Annotated in this window: 20 protein-coding genes; 8 read left to right on the forward strand and 12 right to left on the reverse strand. The window is 64.6% G+C overall.

Annotated features, from left to right (window positions below):
• Positions 1–83 precede the first annotated feature (83 nt).
• Genes FZZ93_RS17640 through FZZ93_RS17650 form a run of 3 tightly spaced genes read right to left on the reverse strand, consistent with a single transcriptional unit; the run spans position 84 to position 3548 of the window.
• Positions 84–1508: an N-acetylmuramoyl-L-alanine amidase gene (locus tag FZZ93_RS17640; protein ID WP_246146288.1), complete on the reverse strand. Its 1425-nt coding sequence runs from the start codon at positions 1506–1508 to the stop codon at positions 84–86.
• 23 nt (positions 1509–1531) lie between these two features.
• Complete coding sequence (gene tsaE, locus FZZ93_RS17645; protein ID WP_149323611.1) at positions 1532–2035, reverse strand: tRNA (adenosine(37)-N6)-threonylcarbamoyltransferase complex ATPase subunit type 1 TsaE; 504 nt, start codon at positions 2033–2035, stop codon at positions 1532–1534.
• Entirely contained in the window at positions 2016–3548 is a 1533-nt protein-coding gene (locus tag FZZ93_RS17650) for an NAD(P)H-hydrate dehydratase (protein ID WP_149323612.1), read from the reverse strand. The genes tsaE and FZZ93_RS17650 overlap by 20 nt, the downstream gene beginning before the upstream one ends.
• A gap of 103 nt (positions 3549–3651) precedes the next feature.
• Here FZZ93_RS17650 and queG point away from each other — a divergent pair, with 103 nt between their 5' ends.
• Positions 3652–4779, forward strand: coding sequence for a tRNA epoxyqueuosine(34) reductase QueG (queG, locus tag FZZ93_RS17655; protein WP_149323613.1), 1128 nt, complete (start codon positions 3652–3654; stop codon positions 4777–4779).
• On the opposite strand, the gene serS is transcribed toward queG, so the two are convergent.
• Positions 4766–6046 (reverse strand): serine--tRNA ligase, encoded by a 1281-nt coding sequence (gene serS, locus FZZ93_RS17660; RefSeq protein ID WP_149323614.1) that lies wholly within the window; start codon positions 6044–6046, stop codon positions 4766–4768. The genes queG and serS overlap by 14 nt on opposite strands.
• Before the next feature lie 222 nt (positions 6047–6268).
• Between serS and FZZ93_RS17665 the strand changes: the two genes are divergently transcribed.
• Positions 6269–8089 carry a cation:proton antiporter gene (locus tag FZZ93_RS17665; RefSeq protein WP_149323615.1) on the forward strand — a complete coding sequence of 607 codons (1821 nt, stop codon included), beginning with the start codon at positions 6269–6271 and terminating at the stop codon, positions 8087–8089.
• Between the two features lie 54 nt (positions 8090–8143).
• Here FZZ93_RS17665 and trpC read toward each other — a convergent pair whose 3' ends face one another.
• The 5 genes from trpC to FZZ93_RS17690 all read right to left on the reverse strand — a co-directional run bounded on the left by trpC (position 8144) and on the right by FZZ93_RS17690 (position 13449).
• Positions 8144–8938, reverse strand: a complete 795-nt coding sequence (gene trpC / locus FZZ93_RS17670) for an indole-3-glycerol phosphate synthase TrpC (RefSeq protein ID WP_149323616.1) — start codon at positions 8936–8938, stop codon at positions 8144–8146.
• Between the two features lie 22 nt (positions 8939–8960).
• A complete protein-coding gene (trpD, locus tag FZZ93_RS17675) occupies positions 8961–9980 on the reverse strand; it encodes an anthranilate phosphoribosyltransferase (protein ID WP_149323617.1) in 1020 nt (339 codons plus the stop codon).
• Positions 9981–10190: 210 nt separating this feature from the next.
• On the reverse strand, positions 10191–10772 hold the full coding sequence (locus FZZ93_RS17680) for an anthranilate synthase component II (RefSeq protein ID WP_149323618.1): 582 nt from the start codon (positions 10770–10772) through the stop codon (positions 10191–10193).
• Positions 10773–11037: 265 nt separating this feature from the next.
• On the reverse strand, positions 11038–12525 hold the full coding sequence (trpE, locus tag FZZ93_RS17685; protein WP_149323637.1) for an anthranilate synthase component I: 1488 nt from the start codon (positions 12523–12525) through the stop codon (positions 11038–11040).
• Positions 12526–12783: 258 nt separating this feature from the next.
• Complete coding sequence (locus FZZ93_RS17690) at positions 12784–13449, reverse strand: phosphoglycolate phosphatase (RefSeq protein ID WP_187774568.1); 666 nt, start codon at positions 13447–13449, stop codon at positions 12784–12786.
• Positions 13450–13699: 250 nt separating this feature from the next.
• Here FZZ93_RS17690 and FZZ93_RS17695 point away from each other — a divergent pair, with 250 nt between their 5' ends.
• Complete coding sequence (locus FZZ93_RS17695) at positions 13700–14998, forward strand: NAD(P)/FAD-dependent oxidoreductase (protein ID WP_149323620.1); 1299 nt, start codon at positions 13700–13702, stop codon at positions 14996–14998.
• A 74-nt stretch (positions 14999–15072) separates the two neighbouring features.
• Here the strand turns inward: FZZ93_RS17695 and FZZ93_RS17700 are convergent, their stop codons facing one another.
• The 3 genes from FZZ93_RS17700 to rpe are packed head-to-tail and all read right to left on the reverse strand — an operon-like array spanning position 15073 to position 16960.
• Positions 15073–15918, reverse strand: a complete 846-nt coding sequence (locus tag FZZ93_RS17700; protein ID WP_149323621.1) for a mechanosensitive ion channel family protein — start codon at positions 15916–15918, stop codon at positions 15073–15075.
• Between the two features lie 50 nt (positions 15919–15968).
• Complete coding sequence (locus tag FZZ93_RS17705; RefSeq protein WP_342780107.1) at positions 15969–16265, reverse strand: GIY-YIG nuclease family protein; 297 nt, start codon at positions 16263–16265, stop codon at positions 15969–15971.
• On the reverse strand, positions 16262–16960 hold the full coding sequence (gene rpe / locus FZZ93_RS17710) for a ribulose-phosphate 3-epimerase (RefSeq protein ID WP_149323623.1): 699 nt from the start codon (positions 16958–16960) through the stop codon (positions 16262–16264). Before rpe ends, FZZ93_RS17705 begins: the two co-directional genes overlap by 4 nt.
• A 139-nt stretch (positions 16961–17099) precedes the next feature.
• Here rpe and ggt point away from each other — a divergent pair, with 139 nt between their 5' ends.
• The 5 genes from ggt to FZZ93_RS17735 all read left to right on the forward strand — a co-directional run bounded on the left by ggt (position 17100) and on the right by FZZ93_RS17735 (position 22962).
• The gene (gene ggt / locus FZZ93_RS17715) at positions 17100–18830 is read left to right on the forward strand and encodes a gamma-glutamyltransferase (protein ID WP_149323624.1); all 1731 of its coding nucleotides are present in this window, start codon (positions 17100–17102) and stop codon (positions 18828–18830) included.
• A gap of 217 nt (positions 18831–19047) precedes the next feature.
• Complete coding sequence (gene cysP / locus FZZ93_RS17720) at positions 19048–20070, forward strand: thiosulfate ABC transporter substrate-binding protein CysP (protein WP_149323625.1); 1023 nt, start codon at positions 19048–19050, stop codon at positions 20068–20070.
• A 101-nt stretch (positions 20071–20171) separates the two neighbouring features.
• Complete coding sequence (cysT, locus tag FZZ93_RS17725; RefSeq protein WP_149323626.1) at positions 20172–21032, forward strand: sulfate ABC transporter permease subunit CysT; 861 nt, start codon at positions 20172–20174, stop codon at positions 21030–21032.
• On the forward strand, positions 21032–21859 hold the full coding sequence (gene cysW, locus FZZ93_RS17730; protein WP_149323627.1) for a sulfate ABC transporter permease subunit CysW: 828 nt from the start codon (positions 21032–21034) through the stop codon (positions 21857–21859). The genes cysT and cysW overlap by 1 nt, the downstream gene beginning before the upstream one ends.
• Positions 21856–22962 carry a sulfate/molybdate ABC transporter ATP-binding protein gene (locus FZZ93_RS17735; protein WP_149323628.1) on the forward strand — a complete coding sequence of 369 codons (1107 nt, stop codon included), beginning with the start codon at positions 21856–21858 and terminating at the stop codon, positions 22960–22962. Before cysW ends, FZZ93_RS17735 begins: the two co-directional genes overlap by 4 nt.
• Positions 22963–23009 lie beyond the last annotated feature (47 nt).

Consider the following 23009-nt stretch of genomic DNA (forward strand, 5'->3'; position numbering starts at 1 on the left):
GTAGCTCGTAGCTCGTAGCTCGTAGCTCGTAGCTCGTAGCTCGTAGCTCGTAGCTCGTAGCTCGTAGCTCGTAGCTCAGTATATTAAGAGCTGGGGATCCTCAGCACCTGCCCGACCCGGATGACATCGCCATTGAGCTCATTGACCTGGCGGAGCTGACCCACCGGCACGTTGTGGCGGGCAGCGATCTCGGACAGGGTATCACCGGGCTGAATCCGATACTCGTCACCGGCCCCTCCTCTGCCCTGATCGCGCTGCCAGGCCAGCAGGCTGGCCGGCGGCGGGTTACGTTCGAAATGCGCGCGAATGCCGCCGAAGACCGCCTGCATCATACGCTGCTGATAGCCGCCATCGCGCAACCGTTGCTCTTCCTGAGGGTTGGAAATGAACCCGGTCTCCACCAGCAACGAGGGAATGTCAGGTGACTTGAGCACCACGAAGCCCGCCTGTTCCACTCGCGGCTTGTGGAGGTCGTTGATACGTCCCATGCGGTCCAGCACTCGTCCCCCGATGGTCAGGGAATCGTTGAGGGTCGCGGTCATCGTCAAGTCAAGCAACACACCGCGCAACACTTCATCTTTGTCGTCCAGCGACAGGTTACCATCCACGCCGCCGATCAAGTCCGAGCGGTTCTCCGTCGCCGCCAGCCACTTGGCGGTCTCCGAGGTCGCACCGCTCTGGGAAAGCGCGAACACCGAGCTGCCATGCGGCCGAGGGCTGTTGAAGGCATCGGCGTGGAGCGAAACGAAGAAATCGGCCTTCTGCTCCCGGGCGATGCGCGTACGCTGACGCAACCCGACATAATAATCGCTGTCGCGGATCATCACGGCCTTGAAGCCTTCGGTGGCATTGATCAGTCGCGACAGGCGCTTGGCCATCTCCAGCACCACGTCCTTCTCGCGGGTGCCGCTTGGCCCGGTGGCACCGGGATCCTCACCGCCATGCCCGGCATCCACCGCAATGATGATGTCGCGCTTGGGATGCGGCTGGGCCTTCTTGACCACCGGCGTCACGGTATCCGGGTCGCGCCCTTCGGCCACCGCTTCTTTCTGGGCGCGCTCGACGGCAATCTCCTGCTCACGGATCTTGGCCTCGATGGGATCGATGGGGTCTTCCACGGCGCTCTCGCCGGGATACTCCAGATCCACCACCAGGCGGTGGCCATACTGCTCATTGGGCTCCAGGGTGAAATGGCGCGGCTCCACCGCCCGCGAAAGTTCGAGCACCACCCGCAGGTCGCCACCGTCACGCACGCCGGTACGCACCTCGCTGATGGCGCTGCCGGACAAATCCAGGCGATCGACATCAGTATTGAAACGACTGTCATCCAGGTCGATGACCAGTCGGCGCGGGTTATCCAGCGTGAACACCTCCGCCGAGGCCGGTGACGACAGGTCGAAGACCAGACGCGAGTGGTCGGGGGCTGCCCAGAGACGCAGGTTATCGACGCTGGCCGCCTGGGCACACAACGGCACCAACAGCGCCAGCGGCAACAGCCAGCAAAGCATGTTACGACGCAATATCCTTTTCCTCATGAAACGTCTTCATCCGTGCCGGCAAGAGAACTATTGATCCGAGCGACATCCGCCGCCAGCCGCTCGAGCACTTCGCGCCCCTTCTCGGTCTCGGCCGACAACCTGGCCAGGCGCCCCTGCCCTTCCAGCGTCAGGTGCACCCTCAGGTCGGGGGCGGGTAGCCAACCCTCGCCCCTGCCGGGCCACTCGATCACGCATAGTGCGTCTTCGCCGAGCAGGTCACGCCCGCCGATGAACTCCAGCTCTTCGGGGTCACCGAGACGATAGAGATCAAAGTGATGCACTCGCGCCTGCGCCAGTTCATAGGGTTCGACCAGCGTGTAGGTAGGGCTCTTGACCGCTCCCTGGTGGCCATAGGCACGCAGGATGCCCCGAGTCAGCGTCGTCTTCCCGGCGCCGAGTTCGCCTTCAAGGTAGACCCGCCCCCGGCCAGCCAGCGCCCGGCCGAGGCATTCGCCCAGCGCGACCTGACGGTCTTCATCAGCGAGTTGCAACCGCATCGTCTTCGTCCATCGTCGGGTTGACCAGAATTCGCGCACAGGATGCCAGATCGCCGGCCAGCAAGCCACGCTCACCGCCTTGCCGAGCGGCCATGTCAGCGGCCAGGGCATGCACCAGCACACCGAGACGCGCGGTCATCTCCAGCGGCAGCCCCTGGGCCACCAGCGCGCCCAGCATGCCGGAGAGCGCATCGCCCATGCCGCCACTGGCCATGCCCGGATTGCCGCTGGGGCACACCGCCAGCCCATCGGGACCAGCCACCAGGCTGCCGGCACCCTTGAGCACCACCACGCCACCGAAACGCTGCTGCAATGCCTGGGCCGCCGCCGGTCGATCCGCCTCCACGTCGGCCGTGCCGATGCCCAGCAGGCGAGCCGCCTCACCGGGATGCGGAGTGAGGATCCAGTCATCGCGCCGCTGCCCGGCAAAACACTCGGCGAGCAGGTTGAGAGCGTCGGCATCCACCACCAGGGGTCGTTCGGTGGCCAGGGCCGCCTGCAGCATGGCCTGCCCCCAGCTGCCACGCCCAAGACCCGGGCCGACGATCAGCACATCCGCCTTTTGCGGCAACTCGCCGAGATCGGCGAGGCCACGCACACCGTGCGCCATCACCTCGGGCCGGCGAATCAGGCTTGCGGCAACATGGGCGGGATCGGTAGCCAGGCTCACCTTGCCAGCACCGAGCCGGGCACATGCCTCGGCGGCCAGCAGACCAGCGCCACCCATGCCGGGCGCGCCGCCGAGTATCAGGGCGTGTCCCATCGCTCCCTTGTGGGCATCGCGCTCGCGAGGTGGCAACAGCGCCGCGATCAGGGCCCGGTCGAGCAACCATGCCGTCGGCACCATGCCCTCGAATGCCTCGCGGGGCGCCGCCAGATCATCCACAACCAGTTTGCCGCCCCGGGCCGGCCCCCGCCCGGTATGTAACCCGAGCTTGTCGCCAATGAAGGTAATGGTGCGCGTGGCGCGCACCGCCTCGCCCAATTCGGCCCCCGTGTCGGCATGCAGGCCGGAGGGAATATCGATGGCCAGCACCGGCCGACCGCTGGCGTTGATGGCCGCGATGGCCGAGCGGGAGGCCCCGCGCACCTCGCCGGTCAGCCCCGTGCCGAGCAGAGCATCCACCACCAGCTCGCCGCTCAGCGCCATGCCGTCCTTCCATGGCTGACGGCCAACGCCAGCGGCATCGGCCATCTCAGCGGCCCGGCGGGCATCCCCCTCGAGCGCTTCCACAGGCTTGACGAGGATGCGCTGCACCGAGAGCCCCTCGGCGGCCGCCAGGGCGGCCAGCACATGGCCGTCGCCGCCATTGTTGCCGCCACCGCACAGCACGCTCAGATGGCGCGCCTCCGGCCAAGTGGCTCGCAGGTAGCACCAGGCCGACGCCGCGGCACGCTGCATCAGCGCGAACCCCGCCACGCCGGAGGCGATGATACGCCGGTCCAGCTCGCGCACCTGCTCGGCGCGATACAGCGCTCGGCCCTTGTGATCCTCCGGTGGCGCTTGTGTCATTCGCTATTCCCCCAGCACACGATGCTTTACCATGTGAAGTGTGTCGTTTCCCCCGCCGGACGCCAAGCGTCGTGGCGCCATTCTGCGTGGTGTTTGCTCGATCATGTCCCAGCCGTCTGCTCAAGGCGACGCCTCTCCCGACCTCCAGGCCCTGGCCGAGTCGATCAAGACCTGGGGCCGTGAACTCGGTTTCCAGCAAGTCGGCATCACCGATGTCGACCTGGCCGAGGACGAGGCCCGCCTGCAACGCTGGCTGGACGAGGGCCACCATGGCGAAATGCACTTCATGGCCAAGCACGGCACCAAGCGCACACGCCCCGAGGAATTGGTACCCGGCACGGTGCGAGTGATCAGTGTGCGGCTCGACTACCTGCCGCCCGAGGTCGAGACGACCCGGATGCTGGCCCGTCCCGAGAAAGCCTACGTCTCGCGCTATGCCGTGGGGCGCGATTACCACAAGCTGATGCGCAAGCGCCTGGCCACACTGGCCAAGCAGATCCAGGACGAGATCGGCCCCTTCGGCTATCGCGCCTTCGTCGACTCGGCACCGGTGATGGAACGCGCTCTGGCGCGCAAGGCGGGCCTGGGCTGGGTCGGCAAGAATGCCATGATCCTCAATCCCAAGGCGGGCTCGCTGTTCTTTCTCGGCGAACTCTACACCGACCTGCCCCTGCCGGTGGATCCACCCTACGAAGGTGCCCATTGCGGTAGTTGCAGTGCCTGCCGCACGGCCTGCCCCACCGATGCCATCGTCGAGGATGGCGTCGTCGACTCGCGCCGTTGCATCTCCTATCTCACCATCGAGCTTCACGGGGCGATTCCCGAAGAATTCCGCGCCGCCATGGGCAATCGCGTCTTCGGCTGCGACGACTGCCAACTGGTGTGCCCCTTCACCCGCTTCACCCGGGTCAGCCGCGAGCGTGACTTCGCGCCCCGCCACGACCTCGACCGCGCCGACCTGGTCAGCCTGTTCGCCTGGAGCGAGGAAGAGTTTCTCGACAAGACCGCCGGCAGCCCCATTCGACGCATCGGCTACGAGCGCTGGCTACGCAACCTGGCCGTGGGGCTGGGCAATGCGCCCCGGAGCGAAAGCGTCGAATCCGCCCTGCGGGCGCGGCTGGCCTATCCTTCGGATCTGGTTCGCGAGCACGTCCGCTGGGCCCTGGAGCGCCAGCGGGAGAAGCGTAATGATGTGATCGCCGTCGAGGCTTCACCCCTCACGCAACATTGATCGTTTCCATGCCACCCATGTAGGCGCGCAGTGCTTCGGGCACGCAGATCGAGCCATCGGCGTTCTGGTGATTCTCCATCACGGCGATCAAGCAGCGCCCCACTGCCAACCCGGAACCGTTCAGGGTGTGCAGCAGCTGCGGCTTCTTCTCGTCCGGATGACGGAAGCGGGCCTGCATGCGGCGGGCCTGGAAGTCCTCGCAGTTGGACACCGAGGATATCTCGCGGTAAGTCTCCTGGCTCGGCAGCCAGACTTCCAGGTCATAAGTCTTGGCGGCACCCGCGCCCATGTCGCCGGTGCACAGCGTCACGACGCGATACGGCAGTTCGAGCGCCTGGAGGATCGCCTCGGCGTGACCGCGCATCTCCTCGAGGGTGTCATAGCTGGTCGACGGCTCGACCAGTTGCACCATCTCGACCTTGTCGAACTGATGCTGGCGAATCATCCCCCGAGTGTCGCGACCGTGGGATCCAGCCTCGCTGCGGAAACACGGCGTATGGGCGGTCAGCCGCACCGGCAACGCCTTGTGCTCGATGATCTCGTCGCGCGCGAAGTTGGTCAGCGGCACCTCGGCGGTGGGAATCAGGCGATAGCCGCGCTCGTCCTCGAGGCGGAACAGGTCCTCGCCGAACTTGGGTAGCTGACCGGTTCCGTACAGCGAGTCGTCGTTGACCATGTAAGGGACATAGCACTCCTCGTAGCCGTGCTCGAGGGTCTGCTTGTCGAGCATGAACTGGGTGAGAGCGCGATGCAGGCGGGCGATGGTGCCTCGCATCACCGCGAAACGGGCGCCAGTCAGCTTGGATGCCAGGTCGAAGTCGAGCTGGCCGGTCTGGGCACCCAGGTCGACGTGGTCGCGGACCTCGAAGTCGAAGGTGCGCGGCGTGCCCCAGCGATGCAGCTCGACGTTGTCGTCCTCGCTCTGCCCCTCCGGCACGCTCTCGTGAGGCAGGTTGGGCAGGCCGCTGACCTGCTCGTCCCACTCCGCCTGTACTTCGGCGAGGCGCGACTTGGCCGCGTCGAGGCGCTCGCCGAGATCGCTCACCTCGTCGAGCAGCGGCTGAATGTCCTCGCCATTGGCCTTGGCCTTGCCGATCGACTTGGAGCGCGTGTTGCGCTCGTTCTGCAACCGCTCGGTCTCGGCCTGCAGTTCACGGCGCCGGGACTCCAGCGCGGCAAGTCGTTCGGTATCGAGAGCGAAACCTCGCTTGGCCAGTCGTTGGGCAACGCCCTCGAGGTCGCTGCGCAGCAGTTTGGGATCGAGCATGGAATCCTGTCCGTCGATGAAGAAAGCGGCAAACACAAGGCGCCCATTGTAGGCAAAAGCCCGTCCTCGCGCCACGCTGCCAGGCGTTCAGGCACTGCGGCATGGTACGCGATCAACATACTTCATCGCGCCGATGGATTGCATGTCGGAGTCGACGACGCTAGGCTGCGCGGCCCCCTGTTCTCCCCGACTTGTTTCCCGAACCGATGGAGCACGACTCTCATGGAGCATGCCGGCTTCGACCTGGCAATGATCGGCCTGCTGGCGCTGGTCTGCCAATGGCTTGCCTGGCAGCTTAAGCTGCCGGCCATTCTGATGTTGCTGGTCGCCGGCATCGCCGCCGGTCCCGTTACGGGCCTGCTCGATCCCGACGCCATGTTCGGCGATCTGCTGTTTCCGCTGGTCTCGCTGGCGGTGGCGGTGATCCTCTTCGAGGGCAGCCTGACGCTGGACTTCCGCGAACTCGGCGGTCATGGCCGCACGGTACGGCGCCTGGTCACCTGGGGCGCCCTGATCACTGCGGTGATCGGTACCGTCGCCGCCCATCTGCTGCTGTCGCTGTCATGGGAGATGGCCAGCGTGCTGGGCGCGCTGCTGGTGGTCACAGGACCAACCGTGATCCTGCCCATGCTGCAGACCCTGGGCGCCCGCCAGCACCTGACCCAGATCCTGCGCTGGGAAGGCATCCTGATCGACCCGGTGGGCGCCATCGGCGCCGTGCTGGTCTATGAGTACGTTGCCCTGGGCTCGGGGTCGACGGGAGCCGCTACCCACACCCTGGTGCTGTTCGGCAAGACGGCCCTGATCGGCTTCGGCCTGGGGGTCGGTGGCGGCTATCTCTGGGGACTGGTACTGCGCCGCCACTGGCTGCCGCGTCAGTTGCACAGCTTCGGCACCCTGATGATGATGCTGACGCTGTTCTCGATCTCCAACCTGCTGTTCCATGAGTCGGGCCTGCTCACGGTCACGGTCATGGGCGCCTGGCTGGCCAATATGCGCGGCGTGCCGACCCGCCCCATCATCGAGTTCAAGGAAACACTCTCGGTACTGCTGATCTCGGGCCTGTTCATTCTGCTGGCCGCGCGACTCACCGTGGAACAGTTGGCACTGCTGGGCTGGCCGGCCTGGGCCTTCCTGTTCGTGCTGGTCGGCGTGGCGCGCCCGCTGATGGTCTGGGTCTGCACCCTGGGCAGCCACCTGAATCTTCGCGAAAAGGCCCTGCTGGCGTTCATCTCGCCGCGCGGCATCGTGGCCGCCGCCACCGCTTCGCTGTTCTCCCTGCGCCTGGAAGAGATCGGCATGCCCGGCGCGGAGATGCTGGTGCCGGTGACCTTTCTGGTGATCATCAGCACGGTGGTCGGCCAGAGCCTGCTCTCCCGGCCGCTGGCGGACTGGCTGGGCGTACGTCGCCCGTCGCCGGATGGCGTGCTGATCATCGGGGCCAATCCGGTGGCACGGCAGGTCGGCCAGCAATTGCGCGCCTCGGGTGTCAGCGTGGTGCTCACCGACAGCAACTGGGACGCCATCCAGGAAGCCAAGGCGCTGGGGCTAACCACCTACTACGGCGATCCGCTGTCGGAACACGCCGCCCAGCATCTGGAGCTCAGCAACATCGGCTACCTGCTGCCCCTGTCACCCTATCGGGAGCTCAACGACCTGGCAGCCCTGCACTTCGAGCATCTGCTGGGGCGCGATCGGGTATTCCGACTGGCCGTGGATGAAGGACGCAGCGCCAACCGCCCTCACGGTCAGGCCCTGAGTCACCTGCCGCTGCTGTTCGGTCGCGACGTAACGTTCGCCCGACTCTCGCGACTGGTCGCCGAGGGCGGCGAAGTGCAACGCATCCACTTCGGCGAAAAATGTCGTCTGGACAAACAGCGGCGCCGCCATGCCGGACGCTGGCTGCCACTGCTCAGCATTAGCCAATCGGGGCGGGTACGCTTGGCCACCGCTGAAAGTGGGGTAGCCCCCAAGCGCGGCGATACCCTGGTCAGCCTGATCTTCGCCGACTCGCCGGCACTCGATGAACCCCTGATGTCCTGACCCGCGATGACCGGCCGCCGATGGCGGCCGGCTCGCTTGGCAAGACCCGGCAGCTTAGAAAAACAGCCGCCGCAGCGCCTCGCCCGGATCTTCCTCACGCATGAAGGCCTCGCCCACCAGGAAGCCGTGGACGTCGTGCTCGCGCATGCGCAGGACATCGTCGCGGGTATGGATGCCCGACTCGGTGACCACCGTGACCTCGCCCGGAATACGCCCGAGCAGATCCAGTGTCGTTTCCAGGCGGGTCTCGAAGGTGTGCAAGTCGCGGTTGTTGATGCCCACCAGCGACAAATCAAGCGCCAACGCCCGCTCCAGTTCATGGGCGTCGTGCACCTCGACCAACACGTCCATACCGAGTTCGCTGGCCTGGCGATGCAGATCGGCCAAACGAGCATCGTCCAGGGCGGCAACGATCAGCAGGATACAGTCAGCGCCGATGGCGCGGGCCTCGCTGACCTGATAGCCGTGGGTGATGAAGTCCTTGCGGATCACCGGCAGCGAACAGGCCTCGCGGGCCGCGATAAGATCGTCCTCATGGCCCTGGAAGAAATCGGCGTCGGTGAGCACGGAAAGGCAGGCGGCGCCGCCTGCCTCATAGCGCACGGCAATCTCGTCGGGCCGAAAGTCCTCGCGAATCACGCCACGCGAGGGCGAGGCCTTCTTGATCTCGGCAATCACCGCCGGGTCGCCGTCGAGCATGCACGCTTCCAGGGCGCCGATGAAGCCGCGCGGCACGCTCATCTCACGTGCCAGGGACAGCAGCTCGGGCTCGGATACCGCGCGACGGCGCTCGGCGACTTCCTCGTCCTTGCGGGCCAGGATGCGGGTCAGAATGGTGGGTATGGTCATATCATGCTCCGGGCAAGCGGCCCTACTGGGCGAAGACGCGCGTGAAGTTGGCCAGTTCCTTGAGTTTTTCCAGGGGCAACTTGGAGGCCTGGGCATCCTGGGCCATGGCCACCCCTTCCTTGAGGGTGTCGGACACGCCGGCGGCATAGAGCGCCGCGCCGGCATTCAGTGCGACGATGTCCGCCGCCGGGCCATCGCCCACCAGGGCCTTCTCGACCAGGCGCAGGCTGTCCTCGGCCGTCTGCACCTTCAGCGTTTCCAGCGACTGGCGCTCGATGCCGAAGTCCTCTGGGGTAATCGTGTACTCCCTGATCTCGCCGTCCTTGAGCTCGGCGATCCGCGTCGGCGCGGCCAGCGAGATCTCGTCCAGCCCATCCTCGGCCCACGCCACCAGCACGTGCTCACTGCCCAGGCGTCGCATGACGTCCGCCATCAGCGGCACCAGCTCGGATGAATACACGCCCAGCAACTGATTGGGCGCTCCGGCCGGGTTGGTCAGCGGCCCGAGGATATTGAACAGGGTGCGCACGCCCATCTCGCGACGCGGCCCGACGGCATGGCGCATGGCCGGATGGTGGTTGGGCGCGAACATGAAGCCGACACCGACCTCCTCGATGCAGCGCCCCACCTGGACAGAATCCAGATCCAGCCCGATGCCCGCCACGGAGAACAGATCGGCACTGCCCGAGGACGAGGAAACACCCCGATTGCCGTGCTTGGCGACATGGGCGCCGCCGGCGGCGGCCACGAAGCTGGAGGCGGTGGAGACATTGAACAGGTTGGCGCCATCGCCGCCAGTGCCGACGATGTCCACCACATTCTCGGCGTTCAGCGTCACCGGCTTCATCAGCTCACGCATCACCTGGGCGGCAGCGCTGATTTCTTCGGCGGACTCGCCCTTCATCGCCATGCCCATCAGGAAGGCAGCGACCTGAGCATCCGAAGCCTCACCGGTCATGATCGCCATCATCACCCGATGGGTCGCGTCATAGCTCAGATCTTCCCGGCGCATCACCGCGCCGATGGCATCTCGCATCTGCATGGCAGGTTCTCCTTGCCTTTCCTTGATCCGACGTATCTCGGAGGATAGTCAGATTGGTCGCTCCCCAGAGAAAGCGCTGATTTATGTCGTGAGCGATGAGAGGCTGGTCGCCGCCGGAACGCAAAAGCCGCAGTTTACATACCAGTAAATGAGGACATTGAGTACCGCCGGCGGCCAGGATCTCAAGCGCAACAATAAATCGGTGTTTTCCTAACCGCGCTCGAGAAAGTTCATCAACAACTCATGCCCCTGGCGGGTCAGGATCGATTCGGGATGAAACTGCACGCCCTCGATGTCCAGCTCGCGATGACGCAGCCCCATGATCAGCCCCGGCGTAACGTCGTCCTCATCGGTCCATGCCGTCACCTCCAGGCAGTCCGGCAGGCCGTCGCGCCCCACCACCAGGGAGTGGTAGCGCGTGACCTCCAGGGGATCCTCGAGCCCGGCGAACACGCCGCAGCCATCGTGGCGAATGCGCGATGTCTTGCCATGCATGACCTGGGGCGCCCGCTGCACCTCGCCGCCATACACCTGGCCGATGGCCTGGTGGCCAAGGCAGATACCGAGGATCGGCAGCCGGCCGGCAAAGTGGCGCACGGCCTCCATGGAGATCCCCGCCTCATTGGGCGTGCAGGGGCCCGGCGAGATCACCAGATGGCTGGGTGCCAGCGCCTCGATCTCCGCCACGCTGATGGCATCGTTGCGATGGGTGACCACTTCCGCGCCCAGTTCGCCGAGATATTGGACGATGTTGAAGGTGAAGCTGTCGTAGTTATCGATCATCACGATCATGTCGGGCATAAGCTCCTGATTCTAATAAGCCATTCGGCTCGATCACTGGGATCTTACTCACATTCTTACCCACAATGCCCGAATCATCCTTTCCGCGAGCCGACAGGTACAAAAATGCCGCCTCGCGGGCGGCATTGTTGTTCAGACACGTCAGACACGCGAAAGCCGCCCCTTCAATCGTAGAGGCGCCACTGCTTTGCGGAGGTCGTCGTGGAATTCATCATGCTGGCTATAGTGTGCGGCACGGCCGACCCTGTCAAGACGCTCACGAGAGGTTGTCCAGGCCGCGCTCGGCCATGGCCACGGCACGGAACAAGGCACGACGCTTGTTGATGGTTTCCTGCCACTCATCATCGGGGTCGGAGTCGGCGACAATGCCGCCGCCGGCCTGGACGTGCAGCTCACCATCCTTGATCACCGCGGTGCGGATGGCGATGGCGGTATCCATGTTGCCATGCCAGGAGAGATAGCCCACCGCACCGGAATAGATGCCGCGCTTGACCGGCTCCAGCTCGTCGATGATCTCCATGGCACGCACCTTGGAGGCCCCGGACAGGGTCCCCGCCGGGAAGGTGGCGCGCAGGGCGTCCATGGCCGTCATGCTCGGCCGGAGACGACCGGTGACCTGGGAGACGATGTGCATGACATGGGAGTAGCGCTCGATGGCCATGTTGTCGGTGACCGTTACCGACCCTGGCTCGCAGATGCGCCCCACGTCATTGCGACCGAGGTCGATCAGCATGACGTGCTCGGCAATCTCCTTGGGGTCGTTCAGCAGATCGTCTTCCAAGGCCTTGTCCTGCTCCTCGGTAGCACCACGCGGCCGAGTACCGGCGATGGGCCGCACCGTGACTTCGCCTTCCTCGAGCCGCGTCAGGATCTCCGGCGACGAGCCGACCACATGATGGTCGTCGAGGTTGAGGAAGAACATGTAGGGCGATGGATTAAGACTGCGCAGGGCGCGGTAAAGATCCAGGGGCGGCGCCTGATAGGGAATGGACATGCGTTGCGACGGCACGCATTGCATCACGTCGCCGGCCTTGACGTATTCCTTGATGCGCTCCACCGCCGCCTTGTAGCCCGCCTCGCTAAAGCTGGCGTGAAAATCGCTCTCTGAGATGTCATCACGGCCGGTACCGGGGCTACGGCTCTCAAGCACTACGCCACGTAGCTTCTCCTCAAGCGCCTCGAGCCGCTCGACCGCCCGGGCATGGGCGTTCGGCTTGGAGGGGTCGGCGTGGGTCCACAACGTCAGGCGACCGGAGAGGTTGTCAAAGACCACCAGATCGTCACAGACCATCAGCAGGATATCCGGCACGCCAAGCGGGTCGGGCTTCTCCACACCGCGCAGCCGTGGCTCGATGTAGCGGATGGTGTCGTAGCCGAAGTAGCCCACCAGGCCGCCGTCGAAGCGCGGCGTATCATCCAGTTGGGGCACCTTGAAGCGTGCCTGGAACTCCTCGATCCAGGTCAGCGGGTCCTCAACCTCGACGGCACCGCTACCCTGGCCATCGACGATGTGTTCGACGCTGAAACCGCGCACCTCGATACGTTCGCGACACGGCAGGCCGATGAACGAATAGCGCCCCCACTTCTCGCCGCCCTGGACGGACTCCATCAGGAAGGTCCAGGGCGCGTCGGCGAGCTTGAGATAGGTGGAGAGCGGCGTGTCGAGATCCGCCAGGACCTCGCGGGTGACGGGGATGCGGTTATAGCCGGCGTCGGCCAGCTCCTGAAAGCGTTCGGGGGTCATCATCTGCCCTGTGCCTCACGGTGGCGAAAACTCGCGGTGGAGAAAAAACGTGATGAGTCGAGCGACAGCCATGCTGTCCTCAGAGTGCGAGCGTCACCATCGCCAGGCGCCCTTCAGCATGCAGGGCTCGAGTGGTCTTGTGGTGTCACGGAGGGCAAAGGCATCCAGCGTCATGCGGGTGTCCATACGGGCGGATAATCCGGAAAACCCGGGGATAATGGTTGGGCCCAAGGGCTCATGGCAGGGGCCAAAATCACCCTAAACGAGTTCTTTCAGCGATTCAACCACACCATCCGGCCCACTGGCGGCCACCGGTTCACCGTGATTGTAACCGTAAGGAACCGCCAGGGTGCGAAAGCCCGCCGCCCGCCCGGCGGCGATATCGTGTCGCGAGTCGCCGACCATCAGACAGCTCGACGGCGGCACCGCGAAGCGCTCTGCGGCATGGGTCAATGGCATGGGATCGGGCTTGCGGCGCGCCAGGCTGTCGCCGCCCAAGCAGAGCGAGAAATGCCCGCCCAGCTCGAAATGCTCGAGGATCGGCGCGATGAATGCCTCGGGCTTGTTGGTCACCAGCACCAGAGCCCTCCCCGTGCCGCACAAGGTATCCAGCGCTTCGCGCACGCCGGGATAAAGCCGGGTAGCACTGCAGGGCCGTTGTGCATAGTGCGCCAGGAAGCGGTCATGGGCCTGCCGGCAGCGTTCGGGAGCGGCATCCTGCCCCTGGGCATCACGCAGGGCACGCTCGATCAGCACCATCGAACCATTGCCGACCCAGTCTCTCACCTTCTGCTCTCCCGGCGCAGGTATGTCCAGATCACCCAGGGCGTCATCCACCGCCGCCGCCAGATCGGGCACGGAGTCCACCAGAGTACCGTCGAGGTCGAAGGCGACGAGTCGAATCCCGTCAAGCAGTGGATGCATGCCAATGTCTCCTTTCATTCGGCTATATCCCGGATGGGGAATGGGCAGGACCCGTCCGGGCGCTCAGGAAGCGCTGAGAATAAATCGCCGAGCATAGTGAAGCGCAAGGCGCACGGAGCACAGAAAGCGAGACATAACATGGCGTTAGGCGAGCTTTCACGCACCGCGCAACGCAGCGATTTACATGCACAGGCATTTATGCAGTGCTTCCTTTATGCTGGTACTCCCATTTTTGCAGGAGCTTATCAAGATGAGCATACCAAGAATCGTGGTCGTCGGCGGTGGTGCCGGTGGTCTGGAGCTGGTGACCCGCCTGGGGCGCCGCCTGGGTCGCCGCGGACGCGCCGAGATCGTGCTGGTGGATCGCCACGCCACGCACATCTGGAAACCCTTGCTGCATGAGGTGGCCACCGGCGTTCTGGATTCCGGGCTGGACGAGATATCCTACCAGGGTCATGCCCGCGCCAACGGTTACCGCTTTCAGCGTGGCACGCTGGAGGGGCTGGATCGGGAAGCGCGCACTCTCACCCTGGCCCCGATTCTCGATGACGACGGTCAGGAAGTGCTGCCGTCACGTACCCTGCCCTACGACGAGCTGGTCATGTCGGTGGGCAGCGTCAGCAACGACTTCGGCACGCCGGGCGTCAGCGAGCACTGCCACTTCCTCGACAGCCCCGGCCAGGCCGAGGCGTTCCGCAAGGACATGCTCAATGTCTTTTTGCGCTACAACGCCCCGCAACAGGACACCCAGACCCGCATGGTTGTCGGCATCGTCGGCGCCGGCGCCACCGGGGTGGAGCTCGCCGCCGAGCTCTACGACGCCTCCCAGATGCTGCACAGCTACGGTTTTACGCCCCTGGAGAGCGAGCATCTCGAAGTCCATCTGATCGAGGCCGCACCGGGCATCCTGCCTGCCCTGCCCGACCGCATCAGCCAGGCGGTGCACACCGAACTCGAGCGCCTGGGCGTGCGGGTCCATGTGTCGACCCGCGTGACCCGGGTAGAGCCCTCGGCGATCATCACTGCCGACGACCAACGCATCGAGACAGACCTGAGCGTCTGGGCGGCCGGCATCAAGGCGCCCGCCTTCCTGTCCGAGCTGGGTCTATCCACCGAGCGCAACCATCGCATCAAGGTCGAGCCGACGCTGCAGAGCATCGACGACCCGCACATCTTCGCCTTCGGCGATTGCGCCAGTTGCCCTCAGGAGGATGGTTCCCTGGTACCGCCGCGTGCCCAGGCCGCCCACCAGCAAGCCAGCCGGCTGTACAAGAACCTGCTCGCCCGAATCGAGGGCAAGCCGCTCAAGCCCTTCGTGTTCCGTGATCGCGGCTCGCTGATCTCGCTGGCGCATTTCGACGCCGTCGGCAGCCTGATGCGCGGCGCCTCAGCGCGCAGCCTGTTCATCGAGGGCCATCTGGCGAAGTTCTTCTATGCCTCGCTGTACCGCATGCACCAGCGCGCCATCCACGGCACCCTGAAGACCGGCCTGATGGTCGTGGTAGACGGCCTCAACCGCTTCTTGAAGCCGCGCATGAAGCTCCACTGAGCGCGACGCTCGGCATCATACGACAAGGGCCGCCGGGATAGCCGGCGGCCCTTGTCATGCAGGGTCCGGAGACCTCAGCCGCTCACATCGGCGCCGCCCTTCTCCTCTCCATGGTGATAGACATGCACGTCGCGCTGGGGAAAGGGAATGTTGATGCCTTCGCGATCGAAGCGGCGCTTGATCTCCTCGGTCATCTCCCAGTAGACATCCCAGTAGTCGGCGGCCTTGACCCAGGGGCGCACGATCCAGTTGACGCTGGAATCCCCCAGCGAGCCGATGCGAATATTCGGCGCCGGGTCGGCCAGGACCCGCGCATCATCGGCGACCACACCTTCCAGTACACGCCGCACGGTATCGATATCGGCGCCATAACCGACCCCGACGACCAGATCCACACGCCGGGTGGCATGCGCCGAATAGTTGGTGATGGCGTCCGACAGCATCTGACCGTTAGGCACAATGATCTTGCGGTTGTCGGGCGTGCTGAGCTCGGTGGTAAATATCTGCACTTCCTCGACGGTGCCGGATACCCCGCCACCCTCGATATAGTCACCGACCCGGTAAGGCCGGAACAGCACCACCATGACGCCTGCGGCAAAGTTGGCGAGCGAGCCCTGCAGCGCCAGACCGATCGCCAGGCCGGCGGCACCGAGCACCGCGATCAGCGAGGTGGTCTGAATGCCGAGCTGACCGATCGCCGCCAACACCACGGCAAACATCAGCAACACATAGAAGATGTTGCCCGCGAACGTCACGATCAGCGGATCGGTCTTGGCCCGCTTCATGGCCTTGGTCACCAAGCGATGCAACAACTTGGCGATCCAGCGGCCAATCACGAAGATCGCGATGGCCGACACCAGGTTGATCACGAAGCTCGTTCCCTGCACCTGCAGGAACTCCACTACCTGCTGCAATTCCATATTGCCTCCCCTGCCTCAATGAAAGAATGGTTCCTGCGGACGGCGTTTTCTCAGGCGTTCACGCGGCGCTCCGCCACCCAGCGCCGCTTGCCCTGTGCCGACAGCCGCTTGACGCCGGCTTCGAGTCGCAGCGCCTCGCCGCGCGCTCCCACAACCTGTTGATATACCAGATGCAAAGGTCCCTTGCCACGCAGCGCCTTGGCGCCACGCCCCGCTCGGTGCTCGGCGAGACGCCGCTCGACATCCGTGGTAATGCCGGTATAGAGCGCGCCACTGGCGGTCTCGATCATGTAGAGATGCCACTGTCGAGAAGTCGCATCCTCCACACTCCCGCCCTTCACGCTCACGCCCCGGCCAGCGCCTGACGGAAGTCGTCGATCACGCCATCATAACGATGTGGATCCTCGGGGTTACTCGCCTTGAAGACCGCCGACCCGGCAACGAAGGTATCGGCGCCCGCCCGGGCGATCTCGGCGATGTTATCGATCTTGACGCCGCCATCGATCTCCAGGCGAATATCACGCCCCGAGGCGTCGATACGACGGCGCGCCTCGCGCAGCTTATCGAGGGTTCCGGGCAGGAATGACTGGCCACCGAAGCCAGGATTGACACTCATCAGCAGGATCATGTCGACCTTGTCCATCACATGATCGAGAAAGCTCAGGGGCGTGGCCGGATTGAACACCAGGCCCGACTTGCAACCGCCATCGCGAATCAACTGCAACGAGCGGTCGATATGTTCGGAGGCCTCCGGATGGAAGGTAACGTAGCTGGCGCCGGCATCGATGAAGTCGCCGATCAGACGATCCACCGGCTTGACCATGAGGTGAGCGTCGATCGGCGCGGTCACGCCATGGCGACGCAGCGCCTCGCAGACCATCGGCCCGATAGTCAGATTAGGCACGTAATGATTGTCCATCACGTCGAAGTGCACGATATCCGCCCCCGAGGCGAGTACATCGTCGACCTCTTCGCCAAGCCGGGCGAAATCGGCGGAAAGAATCGAGGGGGCGATCAGGTAATCGGAGGTCGCTGCAGTCATGGGGCTCCCTGGCCAAAGGTTGAATGACACGGTGACAGCCATTCTAGCAGGATCGTGGCGCGACTCGTGACTTGCAGGATCGTCGCACACCATCAATAGTGAATTGCCGTCATACACAACAACGCGACAAGGAAAGGTCATGATCCCAAACTGGCTACAACACCCCCTCAACGCTGGCCTGCTGGCCGGCACCCTGCTGGCCACCCCCATGGCGCTGGCCCAGTCGGCGATCCTCGAGGGCGAACGCTTCCATCCCGAGGAAAGTACCGACGGCATGGTAGCGACCAGCCATTTCCTCGCCTCCCGGGTGGCGCGCGATGTCATGGCTGAAGGCGGCAACGCCGTGGATGCCGCGGTCACCGCCGGCTTCGCCCTGGCCGTCACCCAGCCCCGCTCCGGCAATATCGGCGGCGGCGGTTTCATGCTGATCTCCGACGAGAACAGCGACGAGGTCATCGCCATCGACTATCGCGAGACCGCTCCGTCCGCCGCCACCGAGACCATGTTCCAGAACGAAGACGGCGATGCCGTCGCAGAATGGTCGCGCTTCACCCATCGTGCCGCCGGGGTGCCCGGCACCGTAGCCGGCCTGGCCCTGGCGCTCGAGAAATACGGCACCATGAGCCTGGCCGACGCCCTGGCACCGGCGATCCGGCTCGCCGAAGAGGGCTTCGAGGTGCCGCCACGCTTCGTCTCCGGCGTCAACGACACACGCGAGCGCCTGGAGAAGTGGGAATCGAGTCGCAAGATGTTCTTCAAGGAGGACGGCAGCGCCTACGAGGTCGGCGACACTTTCCAACAGCCGGAACTGGCCGCAACGCTCAAGCGCATCGCCGAGCAAGGCGCCCGGGAGTTCTACGAGGGCGAGACCGCCGAGCTGATCGCCGCCGAGATGCAGCGCCACGATGGCCTGATCACCCTGGAAGATCTGGCCGGCTATCAGCCGGAGATCCGCGAGCCCAGCCACGGCACCTACCGCGGCCATGACATCTACGCCATGAGCCCGCCCTCCTCGGGTGGCGCCCACATCGTGCAGATGCTCAATATTCTCGAGGAGTACCCAATCTCGGAGATGGGCTTCAATTCTGCCGATACCATCCATGTGATGGCCGAGGCGATGAAGCGTGCCTATGCCGACCGTTCGGAATACCTGGGCGATACCGACTTCGTCAATGTGCCGCTCAAGGGCATCACCTCCAAGGCCTATGCCGACGAGCTGCGCGAACAGATCGACATGGACAGCGCCACGCCGAGCAGCGAGATCGCCCCCGGCAAGCCGCTGCCTTATGAGTCCAACGAGACCACGCATTTCTCCATCGCCGATGACGACGGCCTGGCGGTTTCCAACACCTACACCATCAACTTCAGCTATGGCTCCGGCATCGCCGTGGAAGGAGCCGGCTTCTTGCTCAACAACGAGATGGACGACTTCTCCGCCAAGCCAGGCGTGCCCAACGCCTATGGCCTGATCGGCGGGGCAGCCAACAAGATCGAGCCCGGCAAGCGCATGCTGTCGTCGATGACGCCGACCATCGTCAAGCGCGACGGCAAGAACTTCCTGATCACCGGTAGTCCGGGTGGCTCGCGCATCATCACCACCACGCTGCAGGTGTTGATGAATGTCATCGACCACGACATGAACATCCAGTCGGCGGTCAGCGCGCCGCGCATCCATCACCAGTGGCTGCCCGACGAGATCCGCACCGAGGCCGGCATCAGCCCGGACACCCTCGAACTGCTGGAAGACAAGGGCCATACCATCAGCCAGCAGGCCGCCATGGGCGCCGCCCAGTCGATCATGATCGATGACGGTCGTTTCTTCGGCGGCGCCGATCCTCGCCGCTCCACGTCATCAGCCATCGGGCTTTGACGCTCCCTGCCCCCGGCCCGCGCCGGGGGCTCGGTCACAGCCCCAGTGCCGCATTGCCGCAACTCGCCCTCTTCCCTCTTCCCTCTTCCCCTCGCAACCTCGGCTCTTCCTTCGATATTAATAGACCAAAAAAGAATAAACCAAATACTTGTAATTCCATTTGGCGATTATTACCTTAGCGATCTAAGTAAATCCATCAAGGATCCAAGGAGTCGTCATGTCGCCGCTGCCCTTCGTACGTCGTACCTTTACCGCCTCCATCGTCGCCGCCGGTCTGGGCATCGGTTTCGCCACCCCAGCCATGGCAGCCGAACGCGAGTTGCTCAACTCCTCCTATGACATCGCCCGCGAGCTGTTCGCCGAGATCAACCCGGCCTTCAAGGAACACTGGGAGGCGAACCACGACGATACCCTGACCATTAAGCAGTCCCACGGCGGCTCATCGGCACAGGCCCGCGCCATTCTCCAGGGACTCCGCGCCGACGTGGTGACCTACAACCAGGTCACCGATGTCCAGGTACTCGCCGATGCCGGCCTGGTGGCCGAGGACTGGCAAGCGCAACTGCCCAACAATGCCTCGCCCTACTACTCCACCACCGCCTTCCTGGTGCGCAAGGGCAATCCCAAGGGCATCGAGAGCTGGGCCGACCTGGCCAAGGAAGACGTGGAACTGGTCTTCCCCAACCCCAAGACCTCGGGTAACGGCCGCTACACCTATCTGGCCGCCTGGGGGGCCGCCGAGCGCACCTTCGACGGCGACGAGCAGAAGATCAAGGACTTCATGCGCACCTTCCTCGGCAACGTCAAGGTATTCGATACCGGCGGTCGCGGCGCCACCACCAGCTTCATCGAGCGTGGCATCGGCGACGTACTGATCAGCTTCGAATCCGAGGTCAACAATATTCGCCAGGAGTACGGCAGCGACGACTACGAGGTGATCGTGCCGCCGGTCAGCATCCTCGCCGAATTCCCGGTGGCGGTGGTCGGCGAAAATGCCGAGAGGAATGGAAACACCGAACTGGCTCAGGATTACCTGGACTACCTCTACAGCGAAGAGGCCCAGCGCCTGCTGGCCGGCTTCAATTACCGCGTGCATGACGAAGCCGTGGTCGAGGAGTTCAGCGATCAGTTCCCCGAGACCGAGCTGTTCGAGGTCCAGGATGTCTTCGGTGGCTGGGACCAGGCCATGGAGACGCATTTCGAGAGCGGTGGAATGCTCGATCAGTTGCAGCGCCGCTGAGAGCGTGTCTACAAATTACTGCGCTCGACCATATGGCGTTGAAATTCGGCTCGAAGTGCTCATTTAGTAGTCACACATAACAGCATGAACGAGACTCTCTCATGAAAGCAGCGGCTTTCTCCTTGCCCTTTCCCCGGGCCCGGCAGCGTGTACTGCCGGGCTTCGGCCTGTCTCTGGGCATCAGCCTGACCTTCGTGTCGCTGGTCCTGCTGCTGCCGTTGACCGGGCTGGTCGGCCAGCTCTCCGGCCTGTCGCTGGCCGAGTACTGGGCGATCATCAGCGAAGGCCGTGTCGTCGCCAGCTATGTGACCACGATCGGCGCAGCGGCAGTCGCCGCGGTGATCAACGCCATCTTCGGGCTGCTGCTGGCCTGGGTGCTGGTGCGCTACGACTTCCCGGGCAAGCGCCTGCTCGACGCCCTGATGGATCTGCCCTTCGCGCTGCCCACGGCGGTAGCCGGCATCACCTTGGCCACGCTCTACTCCAGCAGCGGCTGGATGGGCAAGGCATTGGCACCGCTGGGCATCGAGGTCGCCTATACCTGGATCGGCATCGCGCTCGCCATGGCCTTTACCAGCATTCCCTTCGTGGTGCGCACCGTGCAGCCGATCCTCGAGGATCTGCCGGGAGAAATCGACGAGGCGGCCATGGCCCTGGGCGCCCGCGATGGCGTGGCCTTCCGCCGCGTGATCCTGCCCCACCTGTGGCCAGCGCTGGTCACCGGCACAGGGCTGGCCTTCGTGCGCTCGCTCGGCGAGTTCGGCGCGGTGATCTTCATCGCCGGCAACATGCCTTACGAGACCGAGATCACCTCGCTGATGATCTTCGTCAAGTTGCAGGAGTACGACTATGTCGGCGCCTCGGCCATCGCCTCGGTAGTGCTCGCTACCTCGCTGATCCTGCTGCTGGCCATCAACCTGTGGCAAGGCCGCTTCATCCGCCGCCTGCACGGAGGTAGCTGATGCAACGAATCGGAGATGCTCCCGTCCTGCGCCGTACCCTCATCGGCGCCGCCGTGGCGCTGGCCGCGCTCTTTCTGCTGCTGCCGCTGGTGGCAATCTTCGCCCAGGCCTTCGCCAAGGGCCTCGGCGGCTTCTGGAGCAATGTCAGCGACACCTACACCTTGTCCGCCATCGGCCTGACACTGTTCATCACCGTCCTGACCATTCCGGTGAACCTGGTGTTCGGGGTGATGCTGGCCTGGCTGGTGACACGTTTCCAGTTCCCGGGACGCCGCCTGCTACAGACGCTGATCGACATTCCCTTTGCCATCTCGCCGGTGGTAGCGGGCCTGGTCTATCTGCTGCTGTACGGCCGCAATGGCTGGGTCGGTGGCTGGCTCGACGCCCATGACATCCAGTTGATGTTCGCCTGGCCAGGCATCCTGATGGTCACCATCTTCGTCACCTGCCCCTTCGTGGCCAGGGAGTTGATTCCGTTGATGCAGGCCCAGGGCTCGCGAGAAGAAGAAGCGGCGGTCACCCTGGGCGCCTCGGGCTTCACACTGTTTCGCCGGGTCACCCTGCCGAACATCCGCTGGGCATTGCTGTACGGAGTGATCCTGACCAACGCCCGGGCGGTGGGCGAATTCGGCGCCGTCTCCGTGGTCTCCGGCGCGATCCGCGGCGAGACCAACACCCTGCCGCTGCACGTCGAACTGCTGTATCAGGACTACAACACCGTGGGCGCCTTCGCCAGCGCCGCCCTGCTGGCCCTCATCGCCCTGTTCACGCTGGCCGCCAAGGCCGGCCTGGAGTGGCGCGCCACGCGCCGGGAGGCTTCCGCATGAGCATTCATCTCGAGAACATCGCCAAGCACTATGGCCGTGGAGGGCGCCATCAGGCCCTGGCGCCGCTGGATCTCGATATTCAGCAGGGCGAGTTGATCGGGCTGCTCGGCCCCTCCGGCTCCGGCAAGACCACCTTGCTGCGCATCATCGCCGGGCTCGAGGCACCCGACCACAAGCCCGCCGGTCGCATCCTGTTCGGCGAGCGCGATGTCACCCAACTGCACGTGCGCGACCGGCGCATCGGCTTCGTCTTCCAGCACTATGCGCTGTTCCGGCACATGACGGTCTACGACAACGTTGCCTTCGGCCTGACGGTGATGCCGCGTCGCCAGCGGCCCTCCAGCGGCGAGATTCGCGCTCGGGTGCACCGCCTGCTGGAAATGGTCCAGCTCGAAAAGCTGGCGGGGCGTTACCCGGCACAGCTATCCGGCGGCCAGCAACAGCGCGTCTCGCTGGCGCGTTCCCTGGCCCTGCGCCCCGATGTCCTGTTGCTCGACGAGCCCTTCGGCGCGTTGGATGCCAAGGTCCGCCAGGAGCTACGCCGCTGGTTGCGGCACCTCCACGATGAGCTGAACTTCACCAGCGTCTTCGTCACCCACGATCAGGAAGAGGCGCTGGAACTCTCCGACCGCGTGGTGGTGATGAGCGATGGCCGCATCGAGCAGATCGACACGCCGGAGGCCTTGTATCGCGCCCCGGCCAATCGCTTCGTGTTCAAGTTCCTGGGCGATGCCAACCATCTCGAGGGCGAGGTGCGCGACGGTGTGCTCACCTGTGGCGACGCTCGACTCGATGTCGACCTGCCCGACGGGCCGGAGGACCTGCTGCTGCGCCCCCATGAAGTGGCATTGGATACCGCGCCACGCGAGTCGGCCCATCTGCCAGTGACCGTGACCGCCATCTCGCCGGTCGGCGCCGAGGTGCGCGTGGAACTGGCCGCCGATTGGTTGCCCGGCCCCTGGCTTGCCACCGTGCGTCACGCCGATTTCGAACGCCTCACCCTCAGCCGGGGCCAGCGACTGTTCGCCCTACCGCGCCGCTGGCATCGCTTCGAGGACAGTGCCCCAGCGGCACACGACAGCGCGGCCCTGCTCGCCGGCTGAAGGGAATGCACGTGCTGTGGCGACGAGGCTATACTCGGTGCCTCGTC

The organism is Halomonas eurihalina (genome assembly GCF_008274785.1).
GTDB classification, from domain to species: Bacteria; Pseudomonadota; Gammaproteobacteria; order Pseudomonadales; family Halomonadaceae; genus Halomonas; species Halomonas eurihalina.

Coding starts and splice junctions, on each gene's coding strand:
- FZZ93_RS17640 (WP_246146288.1), bottom strand. CDS start 1,508: ATGCTTTGCTGGCTGTTGCCGCTGGCGCTGTTGGTGCCGTTGTGTGCC.
- tsaE (WP_149323611.1), bottom strand. CDS start 2,035: ATGCGGTTGCAACTCGCTGATGAAGACCGTCAGGTCGCGCTGGGCGAA.
- FZZ93_RS17650 (WP_149323612.1), bottom strand. CDS start 3,548: ATGACACAAGCGCCACCGGAGGATCACAAGGGCCGAGCGCTGTATCGC.
- queG (WP_149323613.1), top strand. CDS start 3,652: ATGTCCCAGCCGTCTGCTCAAGGCGACGCCTCTCCCGACCTCCAGGCC.
- serS (WP_149323614.1), bottom strand. CDS start 6,046: ATGCTCGATCCCAAACTGCTGCGCAGCGACCTCGAGGGCGTTGCCCAA.
- FZZ93_RS17665 (WP_149323615.1), top strand. CDS start 6,269: ATGGAGCATGCCGGCTTCGACCTGGCAATGATCGGCCTGCTGGCGCTG.
- trpC (WP_149323616.1), bottom strand. CDS start 8,938: ATGACCATACCCACCATTCTGACCCGCATCCTGGCCCGCAAGGACGAG.
- trpD (WP_149323617.1), bottom strand. CDS start 9,980: ATGCAGATGCGAGATGCCATCGGCGCGGTGATGCGCCGGGAAGATCTG.
- FZZ93_RS17680 (WP_149323618.1), bottom strand. CDS start 10,772: ATGATCGTGATGATCGATAACTACGACAGCTTCACCTTCAACATCGTC.
- trpE (WP_149323637.1), bottom strand. CDS start 12,525: ATGACCCCCGAACGCTTTCAGGAGCTGGCCGACGCCGGCTATAACCGC.
- FZZ93_RS17690 (WP_187774568.1), bottom strand. CDS start 13,449: ATGCATCCACTGCTTGACGGGATTCGACTCGTCGCCTTCGACCTCGAC.
- FZZ93_RS17695 (WP_149323620.1), top strand. CDS start 13,700: ATGAGCATACCAAGAATCGTGGTCGTCGGCGGTGGTGCCGGTGGTCTG.
- FZZ93_RS17700 (WP_149323621.1), bottom strand. CDS start 15,918: ATGGAATTGCAGCAGGTAGTGGAGTTCCTGCAGGTGCAGGGAACGAGC.
- rpe (WP_149323623.1), bottom strand. CDS start 16,960: ATGACTGCAGCGACCTCCGATTACCTGATCGCCCCCTCGATTCTTTCC.
- ggt (WP_149323624.1), top strand. CDS start 17,100: ATGATCCCAAACTGGCTACAACACCCCCTCAACGCTGGCCTGCTGGCC.
- cysP (WP_149323625.1), top strand. CDS start 19,048: ATGTCGCCGCTGCCCTTCGTACGTCGTACCTTTACCGCCTCCATCGTC.
- cysT (WP_149323626.1), top strand. CDS start 20,172: ATGAAAGCAGCGGCTTTCTCCTTGCCCTTTCCCCGGGCCCGGCAGCGT.
- cysW (WP_149323627.1), top strand. CDS start 21,032: ATGCAACGAATCGGAGATGCTCCCGTCCTGCGCCGTACCCTCATCGGC.
- FZZ93_RS17735 (WP_149323628.1), top strand. CDS start 21,856: ATGAGCATTCATCTCGAGAACATCGCCAAGCACTATGGCCGTGGAGGG.